Raw genomic sequence first — 17,746 nt, 5'->3', positions numbered from 1 at the left:
CCAGTAATACCATTAATCGGCTGTAGGGGCGCATAGATGTGCGCCCCTACCCATGAATATGTAGCAAGTATTTTGTGGAATAGTTTAAGCCAAAGAAAACAGATATACAAAGGATAGAGCTAGAAAATGAAAATTACAAAAAACAATAATTTTCACTTAACTTATTGCAGCAATATTCATCCTGGTGAAAGTTGGCTAGAGGTTTTCGCCAATTTAGAGAAGTATATTCCCGAACTCAAATCACGTTTATTGCCTACAGAACCTTTTGGTATTGGCTTGAGGTTAGCAGATGTTGCAGCAAAAGAACTTTTAGAAAATAATAACTTGGCTCAATTCCAAACTTGGCTAACTCAACAAGATTTATATGTTTTCACCTTAAATGGATTTCCTTATGGTGGATTCCATCGACAGGTGGTAAAAGACCAAGTTTATGCACCAGATTGGTCTACACAAGAACGGGTTAATTATACATTAAATTTGGCACACATTTTAGCTAGTCTATTACCCCAAGGACTTGATGGCGGAATTTCTACACTACCATTATCCTATAAACCTTGGTGGATAAAAGACCAAGCAACTTTTGAGACAGTTATAAAAAAGAGTTGTTTGAATATAGCATCAGTTGTTATAGAAATGATTCGCATCCATGAAGAAACAGGCAAGATCCTTCATATTGATTTAGAACCTGAGCCTGATGGTTTAATTGAAAATACTTCGGAAGTAATTGACTTCTATCAAAATTGGTTATTGCCAATAGGTGGTAGTTATTTATCAGACAAGTTAAATATTGAGCAGGATTTAGCAGAGACTAAATTGCTAGAACACGTTCGAATTTGCTATGACACCTGCCATTTTTCCGTTGAATATGAGCAGCCAAACTCTGTATTTGGACGTTTGCAATCGGTAGGAATTAAAATTGGGAAAATTCAAATCAGCGCTGCAATTAAAGTAAAAATCCCTGCTGAGGTTGAAAAGCGTAGTTTGATAGTTGAACGCTTACGTCCTTTTGCAGAATCTACCTATCTTCACCAGGTAATAGAACGTCGTAGCGATGGTACACTCCACCACTATCCTGATTTAATAACTGCATTACCAAATTTAGAGCAATCTCTAGCTGAAGAATGGCGCACTCACTTTCATGTCCCAATTTTTATTCATGATTATCAAATTTTGCAATCTACCCAAGATGATATTGCTACTGTTTTACAGCTACTTCAGACAAATAATGCTTGCTCACATCTAGAAATTGAGACTTACACTTGGGATGTATTGCCATCAGAAATGAAGATAGATTTGCTGACTTCTATTCAGCGTGAATATGAGTGGGTATTAAAAATAATTCGTAATTTTTAATTCGTAATTCGTAATTAATAAATTAAGATTTTCACTGGTTTTTCTGGTTGAAATCTGTAGAGATATACCATAGCGCATCTCTAGTTATTTCTTCAAATTGGTATAAGAGAGAATTGAATGTATGCAGAAAACAGTTGTTTTAAATGTCGTAGGATTAACGCCCAGTTTACTAGGAGAAAATACGCCGTTTTTATCTTCTTGGGCTAATAAAGGACAAGTGGCTCCCATTAAAAAAGTGCTACCTGCTGTAACTTGTTCAGTTCAAGCTACTTATTTAACAGGAAAGTTGCCTGATGAACATGGAATTGTCGCTAATGGTTGGTACTTCCGCGATGAATGCGAAGTGAAGTTTTGGCGGCAATCGAATAAACTAGTACAAGCTCCTAAAGTTTGGGAAATAGCTAAATCAATCGATCCAAATTTCACTTGTGCCAACCTCTTTTGGTGGTACAACATGTACTCGACAGCAGATTATGCGATTACGCCGCGCCCAATGTATCCCGCAGATGGGAGAAAATTACCTGATATTTATACCCATCCTAGTGATGTGCGATCGCAAATTCAATCTGATTTAGGAAACTTCCCTCTGTTCGATTTTTGGGGGCCGAAAACTACCATTAGTTCTAGTCAATGGATTGCCAATTCGGCAAAATGGATTGAGGAACGTTACAGCCCGACATTATCACTAGTTTATTTACCACATTTAGATTACTGTCTGCAAAAATTTGGTAACAATCAAACAGAGATTAAAGCAGATTTGCGAGAAATTGATGCTGTTTGTGGTGATTTAATTGAATATTATCAAGCACGCAATACTCAGGTAATTATTCTTTCTGAGTATGGCATTACCCCAGTTTCTAAAGCTGTGGATATCAACCGCGTACTACGGGAAAATGGTTTAATTGCTGTGCGGGAAGAATTAGGGCGAGAACTGCTCGATTTTGGGGCTAGCATTGCCTTTGCCGTTGCCGATCATCAAGTTGCTCATGTATATGTGAACGATCCGGCGTATATCCCGAAAGTGCGATCGCTCCTAGAAGCGACTGAAGGCGTAGCGCAGGTATTGGATGAAGAGGGTAAACAAACGTACCATCTCGATCATCCTAGATCGGGAGAGTTGGTAGCGATCGCACAATCTGACGCTTGGTTTACCTATTATTATTGGCTCGATGATGCCAAAGCGCCTGATTTTGCTAGAACCGTAGATATCCACCGCAAGCCTGGTTACGATCCTGTGGAACTTTTCCTCGATCCGCAAATAAAATTTCCTCAAGGAAAAATTGCTCTCAAGTTATTTAAGAAACAACTAGGCTTTCGCTACTTAATGGATGTGATCCCTCTGGATGCTTCGCTGGTGCGTGGCTCTCACGGTAATATCACCACTTCTGTTGCTGAAGGGCCTCTATTTATCACCCATCAAACTCACCTAGTTAATGAACATCAAATTGAGGCGACAGATGTTTGCTCGTTGATTCTCAAACATTTAAATACCTGAAAGGCAGTATAGAGGCGATATATCGTCTCTACATCTTACCAAAACACAAAAAGATTTCTTGTAATTCATAATCATATCGAGTATGCTTTACATATAAACTCGTTATGACTATGAATTAACTTGAGTTCGACAAGTCTTATTTGACCTCTCCCCCAACCCCTCTCCGACACGGAGAGGGGAGCAAAAAGCTGAATTTTTCATTGCTCCTCCCTTTCCGTTTCGGAGAGGGAGGCTGGGAGGGAGAGGTTCATCGAACTCACGTTGAATTAGATTGTTCTATCAGTAGGTATCTATCTACTGACTAAAATGTACTGTGGGCAATCTGAGTAACTTACATGGAGAGCTTCTTGAACCATGACTGAACCCCAAAACTTGACAACTGCTGACGGTATTCCTGTTGCTGATAATCAGAACTCACTCACGGCTGGATCGCGTGGGCCTGTATTAATCCAGGATTTTCATCTCTTAGAAAAGCTGGCTCATTTCAACAGAGAACGTATTCCTGAAAGAGTTGTCCACGCTAAAGGTGCGGCTGCTTTCGGTACTTTTACTGTCACCAATGACATCACCCGCTACAGTAAAGCTAAACTTTTTTCTGAAATTGGCAAGAAAACTGAAGTTCTCCTGCGCTTTTCTACAGTCGGGGGAGAAAAAGGTTCAGCAGATGCCGAGCGCGACCCTAGAGGTTTTGCTATCAAGTTTTATACTGAAGAGGGCAACTGGGATATCACAGGTAACAATACCCCGATTTTCTTCATCCGTGACCCCCTGAAGTTTCCTGATTTTATCCATACCCAAAAGCGCAATCCTCAAACTAATTGCAAAGACCATAATGCAAGATGGGATTTTTGGTCACTCAGTCCAGAATCGCTTCACCAAGTGACAATCCTATTTTCAGATCGGGGAATACCCAAAACCTATCGACACATGGATGGTTTTGGTAGCCACACCTTCAGCTTAATTAATGCTCAGGGCGATCGCGTCTGGTGTAAATTTCACTTTAAGACTCTGCAAGGGCATCAAACCTTGACAGAGGAAGAATCGGCTAAGATTAAGGGTGAAGATCCAGATCATGCAACTCACGATCTGTTTGAAGCGATCGCTAACAAAGATTATCCCAAATGGCGGATGTGTATTCAGGTGATGACCGAGGAGCAAGCGGCCAAACATCCTGATAATCCTTTTGACTTGACCAAAGTTTGGAAGCACTCAGATTATCCTTTAATCGAAGTCGGGATATTAGAGCTAAATCGTAACCCTGAGAATTATTTCGCCGAAGTAGAGCAAGCCGCTTTTAGCCCTAGTGCAGTGGTTCCTGGCGTTAGTTTCTCTCCAGACAAAATGCTTCAAGCTCGAATTTTTTCTTACCCAGATGCTCAACGGTATCGCTTGGGTGGTAACTATCAGCAACTACCAGTCAACCAGCCCAAATGTCCAGTGATGCATTATCAGCGAGATGGCTTTATGGCATCGGGGAACAACCACGGTAGCGCTCCTAACTATGAACCGAATAGTGCTGAGGGTACGCCTAAAGAAAATCCAGCTTATGCAGAGCCACCTAACCATTTGGGCGATGTCACAGTCGATCGTTACAGTCATCGTGAAGGAAACGACGATTACACCCAAGCAGGTAATTTGTATCGGTTACTAACTCCTGAGCAGCAAGAGCGTCTTGCTCATAATATCGTCGGCAGTCTCTCTCAAGCAAGGGAAGATATCCAAATGCGCCAACTTTGCCACTTCTTCCGGGCAGATATTTCTTATGGTCGTCGTGTAGCTGAAGGATTGGGCATTTCAATCGATCCCTCAATGTTTTCTCCAACTGCTCAACCTGTAGGTAATTGGTAGCCTTATCCAAAATTTTGTGGGGTGGGCATCCTGCCCGCCCGGAAATACAAGGGACGGGCTTTTCGGCCCATCCCACAAAACTAGTAAAATCATCCCGCAATTATGCAACGCCCTAAAACGAATTCGTGTAGCGATGCATCTAAATACGCATTAATAACGAATCAGGCGTGGAAGGATTAGGCGATACTTACAAGTAGAAGCACTCCAAGTCACCTACCCGGATGCAGAAGTTCAGTTGTAGCGTGAGGATGAACAGACGCTCGTTACGAAAGTTTATGCTTATGCACTTTGCCAAGTGAGAGTATCTTAATAATGTAAGAGTTTGCATTCATGATATTCAAAAATTTTTTAGACAAAATCCATCCAAAGATATGGATAGTAGGAAATCAAAGCATTTTTGCTACACGCAACTGTTCACCTAAGTTGAGAGAAAAATTAAATAATTATTCTGTGGATAGGTAAGATATGAATATTAGTAAACATTCCGATTTAGAAATAGAAATTTTACTTTTGGGAAAATGGCGTTTTAATACTGGTTCGGAAAAAATAACTATTGAATTTAAAGATGATATGACTTATGAGCAAACCAGGATTCAAACATTACTTTTATCTAAACCTAAAGAACTTCTAACAGGTAATAAATTTACTGGAGTATGGTACGTTAGTCAAAAAAAGTTGTATTTAAATGTTAAAACTATGCCAAAATCATTTTTTAATTTTAAGGTTCCATTAGTATTTAAGATTTCTATTGCAGATATGGTAGCTACTTTAGGTTCAGTGTTTGTGGCAGAAATGTATGAGGTTATTAGAATTAATAGCTCTAAATTTCTCATAAAAGATAAAGAGCAATCAATTCTTGGGACAAAAATAAATAATACTAGGAAGTACTAAAGAATCTTGACAACTGCGAACAGATTCGATGGCATATTTATTTGATAATACATTGTCATACCCTATGTTTAATTGTAATACTAATTATTTATTAAGCTGCGCTAAATAAGGCTTCAAGAATATGGAATATATGCTGAGATTTACGAGATAATCAAAGCTAGGATCGGAAGGTTATCTGTCGCACGCATACTAACTATATGACATCTACATCGCGTGTTGTTCATAGCGACTCTGATATATTGGGAGGAACCCCTGTTTTTGTTGATACTCGTGTGCCGATAAAAACCTTAGTCGATTATCTGGAAGCGGGTGACTCACTAGATGAGTTTTTAGATCGCTTTCCCAGTGTCAGCCGTGAGCAAGCGATGTCTACGACGGGCTACGCCTACGCCGCTCTCGAATTAGCAAAGGAAATGCTGACTGCCTATGCGAATTCTGCTTGATGAATGTGTTCCACGACCCTTGAGGCGTGAACTCACTGATTATATTGGTATTAGAGCGATGTAAATTTTATGGCTCAACGCTTAGATTTCAGAGTAGATATTGAAGAAGCTATAAAAACGCTAAACCTTTCTTCTGAGTCTATGACTGAAAAGATACAATTTTTATTCTAAGGTCATTGGTAAGGCGATCGCGCTCAAAATCAAGATATTGAGTTGTAAAGGGAATTTGCAATGAATCATCAAAAACAACTCACTGCAATGCTTGTTCCGTTCTACTTAGGCGAGCAACGCGATTCAGAAGGTCGGACAATTCAAGAGATGTGGACTTGGGATTTTGAACAATTGGAGTGTACCCATGATTACATTCAGTGGTTGTTCCCTTTGCCTGAGCGAAGTGCATTCAATTCTAATGCACCCATTGTTGATGAGGAAGTAATTCAAGCATTTCAAAGCAACCTACACCTACGTCAAAATTTGCTGCGTTCCTTCACAGTTATGCTTAAGTTTTATGGGTTGCAACGCCACGAGAGTAATGACGGAAAAATACTTATCAGCCAGTCAGAAGACTATCCGAATCGTAAAGGCGAATGGGTGTATATCTTTAACCACAATTATCTTCGCATCACCCGTATTTTAAAGTGTTTAATAACATTTGGATTGGAGAATGAAGCCCAAGCGTTTTATGAATGCTTGCGGCAAATCTACCGTGAGGATAGCGATCGCATTGGAGGTAAAACATTTCAGTATTGGACAATTGCAGTTAAACCCAATGCGACATCTTAAAGTATCTGCCAGCAAGCTAAATCTTGGGCAGGGCAGTATAGGTTATCGATCCAGTCTAATCTGAAAATTCCTTCGGGGCGGATGTTGTCAAAGATAAGTTCTTATACATCAATTTCAATAGCGATCGCTTTATGCAACAACTCTATTCTTTTTGATGATGAAATCTAATTCCTAAAAAGATGTCATAAACAAACTCAAAAAAGTCCTTTTTCTGCAACAATCCTGAAGTTTGATAACATCCTTTTTCATCTAAAAGTGGCTTCATTACATAGTATGCAGGTTGATAATTATACCAAGGAATAGAAGGCCACAAATGATGAATTAAGTGGTAATTCTGTCCCATAATCAAGATATTCAGAATCAGGTTAGGATAGACGCGAGCATTTTTCCAGCGATCGCGCTCCGCAAAAGGACGATGGGGCAAATAATCAAAAAATAATCCTAGTGCTATTCCCACCACAAAAGCTGGTATAAACCAAAAATTCAAAATGTAACCTAAAAAGTGGTATTGCACTGAGATATAAACAATCACACCGACAATTGAGCGGCTAATGAACCATTCTAATAGCTCATATTTCCGCCATAATCGCCGTTGAAAGAAAAACACCTCGTGGTACAAAAAGCGCACTGCAATCAACCACAACGGCCCGCCTGTAGAGACATAATGATCTGGGTCGTCTTTGGGATGGTTGACATGACCATGATGCTGTAAATGCACTCGCGTAAACACAGGAAAAGCAAAAGCTAGCATCAGAGCGCTGCCATGCCCTAACATCGCATTTATCACCCGGTTGCGATGGGCAGATTGGTGACAGGCATCATGAATTACGGTTCCAGCACAATGCAAGGCAATAGTGTTTACGATAAAGCATAGCCAGTGCGGCCATTCCCAAAGCCAGTAACCAAAGTTAGATAACACCAGCATTGCTACAGCTACCAAAAACAACAGTAGCGTGGGATTAAAATCACCAGGAGGCGCTAAAAATTCCTTTGGCGGGATTGTCAGTGGCTTTTTTGCCTCCGATGCGATCGTCTCCAACATTGTCTCCTTCTTAATCAAACATTACGAATATACGATAAATATTAGGGACGAATAAAGTTTTGTAAACTTTTGTATAGCAAGATTTATCGACAGCTTTGCATATCAGCAGATGAATAACGCTATGATTCCAGACGAAGCCTAGTCTTTACTGATAAGTGGGGTATGACAATCGGCAAGAAGTTGATGCAATAAACTCCTTCGTTGGGAGGATAGATACAAGATTGATGTACTATATCTAGTCTATCCCACAGCCCCCACTCTCCCATAAACCCTCATCTAACTGCTTATATCTAATTGATATAGCAGTGACTGAAAAGGAGATGCCACTTAAGTTACGATGACTTCCCAGATAGCTCCCTAACTTCAGCCCTTATGCAATTACGAGATTCTCTGCGTCGGACAAAAATTGTCGCTACTATTGGGCCCGCCACTAGCAGTCCTGAAATACTCAAGGCGATTATTGAAGCGGGAGCCACGACGCTGCGGCTAAACTTCTCCCACGGAACTCATGCCGACCATCAGCGTAGTATTCGCTTAATTCGGCAAACCGCTTTTGAATTAAATCAGCCAGTGGCTATTCTCCAAGACTTGCAGGGCCCAAAAATTCGCTTGGGGAAGTTTGATAACGGCTCTATAGTTTTAGCAAAAGGCGATCGCTTCACCTTGACAAATCGTCCAGTTGTAGGCACGCAGGAAATTAGTTGCGTCACCTACGATTATTTAGCTGAAGAAGTCCCAGTTGGGGCAAAAATTCTCCTTGACGATGGACGAGTAGAAATGCTGGTGGAGGAAATAAATCGGGACAAAGGTGATTTGCATTGTCGCGTCACCGTGCCTGGTAAACTTTCTAACAACAAAGGCGTAAACTTTCCCGGCGTTTACCTGTCAATTAAGGCAATGACCGACAAAGACCGAGAGGATCTAATGTTTGGTCTAGATCAGGGTGTCGATTGGGTGGCACTTTCCTTTGTCCGCAATCCCCAGGACATGATCGAAATTAAAGAACTAATTTCTAGTACAGGCAAGCAAGTGCCGGTGGTTGCCAAAATTGAAAAGCATGAAGCCATCGAACAAATGGAAGCGGTTCTGGCTTTGTGTGATGGCGTGATGGTTGCCAGAGGCGACTTAGGGGTGGAATTGCCAGCAGAAGATGTTCCGGTACTCCAAAAGCGGCTAATTGCGACAGCAAATCGCTTGGGGATTCCCATCATCACTGCTACTCAGATGTTAGATAGCATGGTGAGCAATCCCCGTCCCACTCGCGCTGAAGTTTCGGATGTGGCAAACGCGATTTTAGACGGCACAGACGCGGTGATGCTCTCCAATGAAACCGCTGTGGGTAGCTTCCCTGTAGAAGCAGTGGCGACGATGGCACGAATTGCCGAACGTATGGAGCAGGAAGAAGCCCAACACTTAAACTTACGTTCTTTGAGAGATTCCCGCCGCTCCATTCCCAATGCGATTAGTCAAGCTGTTGGTCAAATTGCCGAGCAACTAGGTGCAGCAGCAATTATGACCCTAACGCAAACTGGGGCAACAGCTCGCAATGTCTCTAAGTTTCGTCCTCACACACCAATTTTGGCAGTGACACCCCATGTAAATGTGGCGCGGCAGCTACAGATGGTGTGGGGAGTCAAACCGCTGTTGGTGCTAGGATTACCTTCTACTGGTCAGACATTTCAAGCTGCGATTAACGTGGCTCAAGAACTTCAGTTACTGTCCCAAGGAGATTTAGTAGTGATGACCGCTGGTACACTCCAGGGGATTTCTGGCTCTACAGATTTAATTAAGGTAGAGGTGGTAACGGCAGTACTAGGTCACGGAATTGGACTAGGACAAGGTTCAGTAAGTGGTCGCGCACGGGTAGCTAGTACTGGTATGGATGTGAGTAACTTTAATCCCGGAGATATTTTGGTTGCACCCCGCACTAGTGCCGATTTTGTTGAGGCAATTCGGAAAGCTGCCGGGATTATTACTGAAGATGAAAGTCTTACAAGTCACGCAGCAGTGATTGGCTTGCGTCTCGGTGTACCAGTCATTGTCGGCGTGAAGCAGGCAACACAGGCGATTCGGGATGGAGCGATTATAACGCTAGATTTGCAACGGGGTTTGATTTACTCTGGGGCGGTGAGAACGGCTTAGAAGTGGGGAAGAAGCAGGGAGCAGGGGAGCAGGGGGCAGGGGAGCAGGGGAGCAGGGGAGCAGGGGAGCAGGGGAGCAGGGGAGCAGGGGAGCAGAGGAGAAGTTCAGTAAGTTTTTCCCCTCTGCCTCTTCTGCCAATGCCCCATGCCCCATGCCCCATGCCCCTTAATTAAACAGTTGCGATCGCAGCCCCAAGCCATCCAGCAAAGTTTTGTTGCTGGGTGGAGTTAGGATACTCAACAGGTTTTACTTGATATCGAGTCGGATGTGGTAACGCCAGGGTGATGGAATAGGTACGCAGTTCGTCTTGGTGGAAAACTGCGACTTGAATGGTATCGTTTGGTTGATAATCTTTCAGGCGATCGCTTAAGCTACCTGCTGTTATTTTAATCCCATCAATTGCTAACAACTCATCACCTGTATCTATTCCCCCTACTTGTGCAGGTGAACCAGTTTCCACAAACTTAATCATCTCCCGCCCATTTTCTGTATTTATTCTCACGCCCAGGTAAGGTTCTTCTTGCTGTTCCGCTACCAACTGCAAGCCAAAGGGTTCTAAATACTGATTGAAAGGCAAATCATCAGTACTATCAATGTAGCGTTTAAAGAAATCAGTCAAATCGATTCCAGCAACAGATTCGATAACTTCTTGCAACTGTTCTGGGGTATAGCCGATTTCATCTTGCCCAAATTGCTGCCACATTTTCAGCATCACGTCATCAAGGGAGCGCTGATTGTTGTGAGTAGAGCGAATCAGCAAATCCAGCAATAACGATACCATTTCTCCTTTTAAATAGTAGGAAATTTGGGAATTACCGCTATTGGCATCCGGGCGATAAAGTTTTATCCAGGCATCAAAACTCGACTCGGAAACGGGTTGCACCTTCCGCCCTGGTGTCATTTCATATCTGGTAATTTCCTTACCTAAGTTATTTAAATACGACTGAACATCAAAAATTCCCGCCCGCAAAGGAATTAACAAGTCATAGTAACTAGTAGTACCTTCACAAAACCATAATGATGGTGTGTAATTTTCTTGGTCGTAATCAAAAACCTCTAATGCTTTTGGGCGAATTCGCTTGACATTCCACAAGTGAAAAAATTCGTGTGCAACTAATTGCAGAAAGCGATCGTATTTTTCCTGAGCGCGAAATCCAAAACGCTGGTAAATTAAGGAACAAGAGTTTTTATGCTCCAAACCGCCAAAAGCTTGGCTAAATAAATGTAGCAGAAACACATATCGTTGATATGGTAAACCGCCGAACATCTGCGCTTCTACTTGAATAATTTTTTGGATATCAGCAATCATTTGCTGAACTTGGTAATTACCTTGTCCCCAGATTGCCAATTCGTGGGTTTTTCCTAATACCTCAAATTTATACAATTGGTGGGAACCAATTTCAAAGGGAGTATCCACCAGAGTATCAAAATCGCTAGCCAAGAAAGTATTTGTTTCCTCGGCAACGGGTGGTAAGGCAGTAGTTACCTGCCATTTTGGCTGTGGTGGTACGATGGTGACGCGAATAGGTTGCTTATCCCAGCCAGGTATTCTAAAAAATAGTGCCGCACCGTTAAAATAACCGTGAGTGGTATCTAAGTGATTGGTTCGTACCGATAGCTCATTCGCAAAAATGCGGTAACGTACAGTTAATTCTGAAACATTTATTTTGTCTATCTGCCAATGATTTTTACCAAGCTTACGCCAAGTTAAAGGCTTATTTTCTGCAAAAGCCTCAAAATCCTGTAAATTCTTGGCGTATTCTCGGACTAAATAGGAACCTGGTGTCCAAACGGGCAATTTTAAATCAAGAATCGGTAAGGGATAATCGACAAGGTGTAAAGTCACCTCAAACAGATGGGTTTCTGGTTGAGGCATAGCCACCAGGTAATGAATCGTTGGCCCAGTTTCCTCGACGTAGGTATTGGGACGAATTGCTGTTGCTTCAGTCATCTTGTTTGCTGAGGTAATTGTTAATGGGCTTTGCTCTCAAATAAAGATTACACTTTATTTCTTTTTCATAACTAAAGTTATAAGGCTGTCTTTAGTACATAAATACTATACAAAATTTGGCTATTTCAACCATATTTAGCTGTGTGCGAAGTCTACGACGGGCTACGCCAACGCACCAAAAATCCGCACTAGTGAGGCCAAGTTAGAAGTAAGGGGAATGGCGCAGATTCTCTAATTGTAAAACCCCATTTTGAAAATCTAGTTTTCAGCTAAAACCTGTAAATGCCAAATATAATACCCGTATCCTTGACTTTTCACCAGAAATCGAAGTTCCATCTACTAAGCATTTATCGAAAATCAAAAATCCATGACCGAAAACGAAAAGGATATAGAGCAACTAAATTTATTCATGGGGATCGTTAATTTTAAATTTTGAATTTTGAATTTTGAATTCGGAGCGAAGCGACGTGACACCTTCCGATCTAAAAGCATATTTAGACAACCTGATCCGTAAAAACTTGCAAATTAGTACGATGATTTGGGGGCCTCCTGGCATTGGCAAATCCAGCATTGTCGGACAGATAGCTCAAGAGTATGATATCGAGTTTGTGGATGTCCGCCTCAGTCAACTTGCGCCCACCGATTTGCGCGGTTTACCTGTTGCCGAAGATGGTATCTCCAAGTGGTATCCACCAGAATTTCTCCCTCGTGACGGTAAAGGCATCTTGTTTTTAGATGAACTAAATATGGCACCGCCAGCAATGCAGGGAGTCGCTCAACAGTTGATTTTAGATCGAAAAGTCGGCTCTTACGTTGTACCATCAGGTTAGTTTGTCTGGGCCGCTGGCAACCGCAAAGAAGACCGTGCAGCTGTATTTGATATGCCTACGCCTTTAGCAAACAGGTTTTTACATCTAGAGGCACAAGCTGATTTTGATAGCTTCAAAGCTTATGCCTTAGAAACAGGCGTACACGAGCAAATAATAGCCTTTCTTTCCTTCCGTCCTACATTGTTGCACAAAATCGATCCCCAGCAACCCGCTTGGCCTTCACCTCGTTCTTGGGAAATGGCAAGCGTCCTACACCACGCAGAATTAGATATCACTCCGGCGGTGGGGGTTGCTAGTGCGACTGAGTTTCAGGCTTTTATTCAGCTTTACAAGACACTACCGAATCTGACACCTATTTTGGCAGGTAAAGGCGATCGCATTCCTTGGCCTCAAGAACCAAGTACCAAGTATGCCACAGCAATTGGTTTAACAGTGCGTGCTGCTGACGCAAATCAAGCTTACAACGCTTTTATTTGGCTAAGTCAAGTCGCAACAGCCGAATGGGTGCAGTTGTTTGCTGTGGATTTATTTCGAGTTATGCGGAGTAAAGGACATCTGGGTGTTTTGGCGCAATTAGTCCAGAAAGACCCAAAATTACAGCAGTTTCTAAAAGATTTTCAACAGCTAATGGGTTTATGAATAATGAAAATAGCTCCCGGATTATCAGTGCTTCAGTGCTGCGTTTGCGGATGAAGTCGCCATTTTTCGCTACTTTGGCTTTGTTTGCTCGTTTTGTTCCTTCACCACAAATACCAATAGCTGCCACTGACGGTAAAGATATCTTTTTTAATCCAGAGTATTTGCTTTCTTTACCCACACCTCAACAGGACGGGCTGCTACTGCATGAAGTGTTACACGCTGCACTGCTTCATGTGCTGCGCCGGGGTGTGCGCGAAGCCGAATTGTGGAATATTGCCGCAGATATTGTAGTCAATGGCATTATTAGCCAACAGAGTGTATTTGAACTGCCTCCGGGAAGATTGCGAGAACCTAAACTAGAGCATTTGAGTGTAGAAGAAATTTATGAATTACTATTAAAGAATACTAATGAGTCCGTAAAACTACTGCATCCCGATCTACTCAATGAAGCCCCTTTTAATGCCTCATCCTTTTCAGATGTGACTAACAAGGACACCAAAAATCAGGCAGGAGAGACTCAGGAAACAGGAAAGACAGCACACCCTAACAACTTTGCCCGTCCGGCTGCTGAAACTTCTTCCACAAACAGCGATAGTCTGTCAGAAGCGAGAAAAGCAGCATTAGAGACACACTGGCGCAATGCTTTGCAACAAGCTGCTGTTATTGCTCGTACAGTTAATCAAGGCTTACTACCAGCAGGGATAGAACGGGAATTGGGAGCATTAACTACTGCTCAAATTAATTGGCGTAGTTACCTTTGGCGTTATTTAGTACAGACACCTACTGACTTTGCAGGATTTGACCGCCGCTTTATTGGGCGGAAACTGTATTTGGAAACTCTACAAGCAGAAAATGTCGAGGTATATGTAGCTGTAGATACTAGTGGTTCTATTGATAATGAGCAATTGTGGATGTTTTTAGGCGAGGTGCAGGGAATTATGAGTGCTTATCCTCATTTAAAGTGTGAGCTTTATTACGTTGATGCCGAAGCTTACGGGCCCTACAAACTCAATCTCGATTTTACCCTGCCAAAACCTCAAGGTGGTGGTGGCACATCATTTGTACCGTTTTTTGAGAAAGTCGCAGAAAGTTGGGATGGGCAAACTCAAGGCGTTTGTATTTATTTAACAGATGGTTATGGTACTTTTCCTGTTAAAGTACCGGAATTACCTGTGTTGTGGGTGGTAACTCCTGGTGGTTTGACTTTGGCAGAGTTTCCTTTTGGGGAAGCGGTGCGGTTATTGTCGGTTTGAAAAATAAGGGACTTCCAAGAAATAAATTATTTAAATAAACGTAGATGCAGAATGGCTTGCTGTAGGCTACCACAGAGACGCAGAGAACACAGAGAGAAAAGAAATAGAGAGAATTTTTGCCTCAGTTTTGGGATGTTTTTTTATTTGGAAGTCCCTAAATCTTCTGCTGCGAATATAGGATTAAGAGAGATCCTGCAATGTAGCTTTTGCTGCTGCTCGAACCAACTGATTGCCGTCTTTTGCCAGCTGATTGAGGATTTTTTGAGCAGCTTGTGGATTTTGAGCCACAGCTAATCGTTCCAACCAGTAAATAGAAAGGCTTTTTTCCTGTAGTAATTCCTGAGAAATCTGGGGTTGAAGTAGGGCAATAAAACGAACCCAAAAAGACTCGGACTTGGCATAGTAATTGATTACCCTAGCCTTGCTATCAGGATGACGAGATAGAAAATCAGGATTCAGTTTCAAGTAATCTGTTGCATATTCCCCGCAAAGAGTACGTTCCACTGCTTCTTTTGGTAAACTGGGATTCACCATTGCCTTTTCATGCACTGCACTAGATGATTTCTCAACCGCTAGTTCTTCTAAAGTCTCAGGCGACAGGTTAATTTTTGAAGCGGTATGCATCCGAACTGTACTATCTTCGTCTCTGGCTAATTTTTCCAAGGCGCTGGTTGGTGTATTCGCGTTTTGAGCTACAGCCTGACGCACCTTAACCTCTGTTGCTTCAGTAAGTTGTGCCAATATATGAGCAGGTAAATCAACGCGACGAGCTAAAAACAGACGAGTCGCCTCTCCTCCCTCGCTTACTAATCTCTGCAAAATGGTTTCTAGGTGGCTGGTACTTTCTTCATTTAGGATATTTAAGATACTCTTCACCTGGGGGGAGTGATATTGTTCTCTTGACATTTGATAAGCTATTGTATCGCTTAACGATGCGTCTCTAGCAAATAGCTTAAACAGAAGACTTAATGGTGTATTCGGATTTTGGGCAACCTCCTGCCGAACTGTAGAAGAGTCATCATCAGCCAACTGTTCTAAAATATTCACTGGTGCGTTGGGGTTTTTAGCCACCCATTCACGAACTTGTGAGTTAACGCTTTTGGAGAATTCTAAAAGCAGTTCGGACGGTGTATTTGGGTGTTGGCAGACAGTCTGGGGGTCTTTTTCTGCTAACTTTTCCAACACATGGGGGGGAGTTTTCGGGTTTTTTCTGACTGTTTCAGCAGTATATTCCCCTTGTTGTTCTCCTATTGCTCTAGTAGCAGCCTCAGCAACATTTCTCTCTGTATCGTTTCCTAGATATTGAAGTACAGTTAGGGGTGTGTTGGGATTTTCAGCGACGCTAATACGAACTTTTTTATCTCGATCTTTGCTCAAACTCTCCAAAACATCACTAGGTGTATTTAGATTGCGAGCAAGAAAGATTCGAGGTTCTCCTGCTTCCTGTTTGCTTGCCAATTTTCGTAAAGCTTCTGCGGAAGTATTGGGATTTTGGGCAACTCCATTCCGTGTATAACCATCAGTATGATTGGCTAAATGTTTGAGAATACTGGCAGAGGTAGCAGGAGAATAAGCAATCCTCCTACACAAATAATGCTCATAGATTGGCTCCCTTACCCAACATTCAACAATAAATTCTGGGATAAAGCAAATTTGAGCAGGGACAACAAGATCGTAAGCAAAAACATTGCGATCGCAAGAGATGGCTCCTTGAATTACCTCTTTAACTTTTTGCTCGTATCCCTCTGTTAATTCACCAGCTAAATTGATGTGTAAACGAGCAGATTCGACAATATAAGAATCGTTGATTTGATTTAACCGATTGAAAACTACTTTTTGAGTTTGGACGTTGTTAACTAGCGCTAGTAGTTGTACTTTGTAATCTGACTTATCTGCTAATTTTTCTAGAATAGACACAGGAACATTTTCTAGCCTAAGAATGCTTCGTAAGGTAGGTAAGGGAATTTCTGCAACTAAATTGAGATTTTCCAAAAGTAGTAATGGAAACACGGGGTTATCTAGCAATTGGGACGGAAATTCTGCTCCCAAACGCAACAGGATATCAGCAGGAGTATTAGGATTACCTGCAACGGACTGACGGGTTTTTTGGTTAGTAGATAATGCCAGTTCCCGCAACAGTTCAGGGTCAGTACTAGGTTCTGCTGCTACTAATTGTGCCTGTGTGACGTTTTTTGTCAGGGGTGGAATGGTGTTATCCATTGGACTAATTTCGTGAAGTACCTACACCTCTAATAAGTAAGTCAACCGAAGCATCTTATCGGTTGACTTACTTAATACCAAAATTTGTATCGCTGAATAAATAAAACAATTACACTTTGCCAGCCAAGTTCATCAACTGTTTGAAGTTCACAAGATAAGTGATGTTGTTGGCGCTATCAATTTTGATCCACCCTTTTTCATGCAGCTTTTCCATGATTTTGGTGGTTTCTTCAACGCCGATTTCTGTCACCTCTGCTAAATCTTTAAAGGGAATGTTAAAAATTTCTTTTCCTAAGTCTGATTCCTGACCATAACTTTCGCCTAAACTCACTAGGGTATGGGCGAGTTTGACTGCTGGTGGTGAAGACCGCATTTGTAGGCGCAGGTTAATTTGTCGCAATCGCCGCACCATGAGTTGCAACATCCGGTGATGTAACTGCGGGTCTTTAAACAATATTTGAATAAACCGCTCTCTGGAGATACTAAGCAATTTCACTGATGAAAGGGCAATGACATCGGTTGAGCGTGGAGATTCATCCAAAATTGCCATTTCTCCAAAAAAATCGCCACGACCAAAAATTGCCAGAGCTACTGAATCGTCCCCGACGGTACGCCGGACTTTGACCCAACCAGAAACCACGAAGTAAACGGCGTTACCCCAGGCATCTTCCATCACAACGGCTCGCCCAGATGGATATTCATGTTCAATTGCAACGTTAAGTAGCCATTCCAATGTCTGTGGATTGGCTGTACTCATTAAGGGGAAAAGTTCACTAAAAACCTCAGTTAGCATGAAATATTTGCAACAATAGGATTCAAGAGCGGGTAACTAACTTTGCTACTATTAAGTTTGTCT

14 protein-coding genes are annotated in these 17,746 nt (G+C 42.0%); 10 read left to right on the top strand and 4 right to left on the bottom strand.

Features of this window, described 5'->3' with window-relative positions:
• Nucleotides 1-126 precede the first annotated feature (126 nt).
• The 6 genes from eboE to RMX89_RS25080 all read left to right on the top strand — a co-directional run bounded on the left by eboE (nt 127) and on the right by RMX89_RS25080 (nt 6,813).
• A complete protein-coding gene (gene eboE, locus RMX89_RS25105; protein ID WP_322690854.1) occupies nt 127-1,353 on the top strand; it encodes a metabolite traffic protein EboE in 1,227 nt (408 codons plus the stop codon).
• Between the two features lie 121 nt (nt 1,354-1,474).
• Entirely contained in the window at nt 1,475-2,848 is a 1,374-nt protein-coding gene (locus tag RMX89_RS25100; protein WP_322690853.1) for an alkaline phosphatase family protein, read from the top strand.
• A gap of 354 nt (nt 2,849-3,202) precedes the next feature.
• Complete coding sequence (locus RMX89_RS25095; protein WP_322690852.1) at nt 3,203-4,696, top strand: catalase; 1,494 nt, start codon at nt 3,203-3,205, stop codon at nt 4,694-4,696.
• 465 nt (nt 4,697-5,161) lie between these two features.
• Nucleotides 5,162-5,587: a hypothetical protein gene (locus tag RMX89_RS25090; protein ID WP_322690851.1), complete on the top strand. Its 426-nt coding sequence runs from the start codon at nt 5,162-5,164 to the stop codon at nt 5,585-5,587.
• Nucleotides 5,588-5,784: 197 nt separating this feature from the next.
• On the top strand, nt 5,785-6,030 hold the full coding sequence (locus tag RMX89_RS25085) for a DUF433 domain-containing protein (RefSeq protein WP_322690850.1): 246 nt from the start codon (nt 5,785-5,787) through the stop codon (nt 6,028-6,030).
• A 231-nt stretch (nt 6,031-6,261) separates the two neighbouring features.
• Nucleotides 6,262-6,813 carry an opioid growth factor receptor-related protein gene (locus RMX89_RS25080; RefSeq protein ID WP_322690849.1) on the top strand — a complete coding sequence of 184 codons (552 nt, stop codon included), beginning with the start codon at nt 6,262-6,264 and terminating at the stop codon, nt 6,811-6,813.
• A 142-nt stretch (nt 6,814-6,955) separates the two neighbouring features.
• Here the strand turns inward: RMX89_RS25080 and crtR are convergent, their stop codons facing one another.
• A complete protein-coding gene (gene crtR, locus RMX89_RS25075; RefSeq protein ID WP_322690848.1) occupies nt 6,956-7,855 on the bottom strand; it encodes a beta-carotene hydroxylase in 900 nt (299 codons plus the stop codon).
• Between the two features lie 372 nt (nt 7,856-8,227).
• Between crtR and pyk the strand changes: the two genes are divergently transcribed.
• Complete coding sequence (gene pyk / locus RMX89_RS25070) at nt 8,228-9,997, top strand: pyruvate kinase (protein WP_322671537.1); 1,770 nt, start codon at nt 8,228-8,230, stop codon at nt 9,995-9,997.
• 169 nt (nt 9,998-10,166) lie between these two features.
• Here pyk and RMX89_RS25065 read toward each other — a convergent pair whose 3' ends face one another.
• Nucleotides 10,167-11,948: a M61 family metallopeptidase gene (locus RMX89_RS25065; protein WP_322690847.1), complete on the bottom strand. Its 1,782-nt coding sequence runs from the start codon at nt 11,946-11,948 to the stop codon at nt 10,167-10,169.
• A gap of 467 nt (nt 11,949-12,415) precedes the next feature.
• Here RMX89_RS25065 and RMX89_RS25060 point away from each other — a divergent pair, with 467 nt between their 5' ends.
• The 3 genes from RMX89_RS25060 to RMX89_RS25050 are packed head-to-tail and all read left to right on the top strand — an operon-like array spanning nt 12,416 to nt 14,670.
• Nucleotides 12,416-12,778 (top strand): MoxR family ATPase, encoded by a 363-nt coding sequence (locus RMX89_RS25060; protein ID WP_322690846.1) that lies wholly within the window; start codon nt 12,416-12,418, stop codon nt 12,776-12,778.
• Nucleotides 12,779-12,829: 51 nt separating this feature from the next.
• Nucleotides 12,830-13,417 carry a hypothetical protein gene (locus RMX89_RS25055; protein WP_322690845.1) on the top strand — a complete coding sequence of 196 codons (588 nt, stop codon included), beginning with the start codon at nt 12,830-12,832 and terminating at the stop codon, nt 13,415-13,417.
• Entirely contained in the window at nt 13,414-14,670 is a 1,257-nt protein-coding gene (locus RMX89_RS25050; RefSeq protein WP_322690844.1) for a DUF2201 family putative metallopeptidase, read from the top strand. The genes RMX89_RS25055 and RMX89_RS25050 overlap by 4 nt, the downstream gene beginning before the upstream one ends.
• A 180-nt stretch (nt 14,671-14,850) precedes the next feature.
• Here RMX89_RS25050 and RMX89_RS25045 read toward each other — a convergent pair whose 3' ends face one another.
• Nucleotides 14,851-16,890, bottom strand: a complete 2,040-nt coding sequence (locus RMX89_RS25045; protein ID WP_322690843.1) for a hypothetical protein — start codon at nt 16,888-16,890, stop codon at nt 14,851-14,853.
• Between the two features lie 109 nt (nt 16,891-16,999).
• Nucleotides 17,000-17,683, bottom strand: coding sequence for a Crp/Fnr family transcriptional regulator (locus RMX89_RS25040; RefSeq protein WP_322671542.1), 684 nt, complete (start codon nt 17,681-17,683; stop codon nt 17,000-17,002).
• Nucleotides 17,684-17,746: the final 63 nt, after the last annotated feature.

This window comes from Nostoc sp. DedSLP04 (assembly GCF_034530775.1).
Taxonomy (GTDB): Bacteria; Cyanobacteriota; Cyanobacteriia; order Cyanobacteriales; family Nostocaceae; genus Nostoc.
Note: the sequence above shows the minus strand (reverse complement) of the source record. Positions and strands in the feature narration are given on the sequence as shown.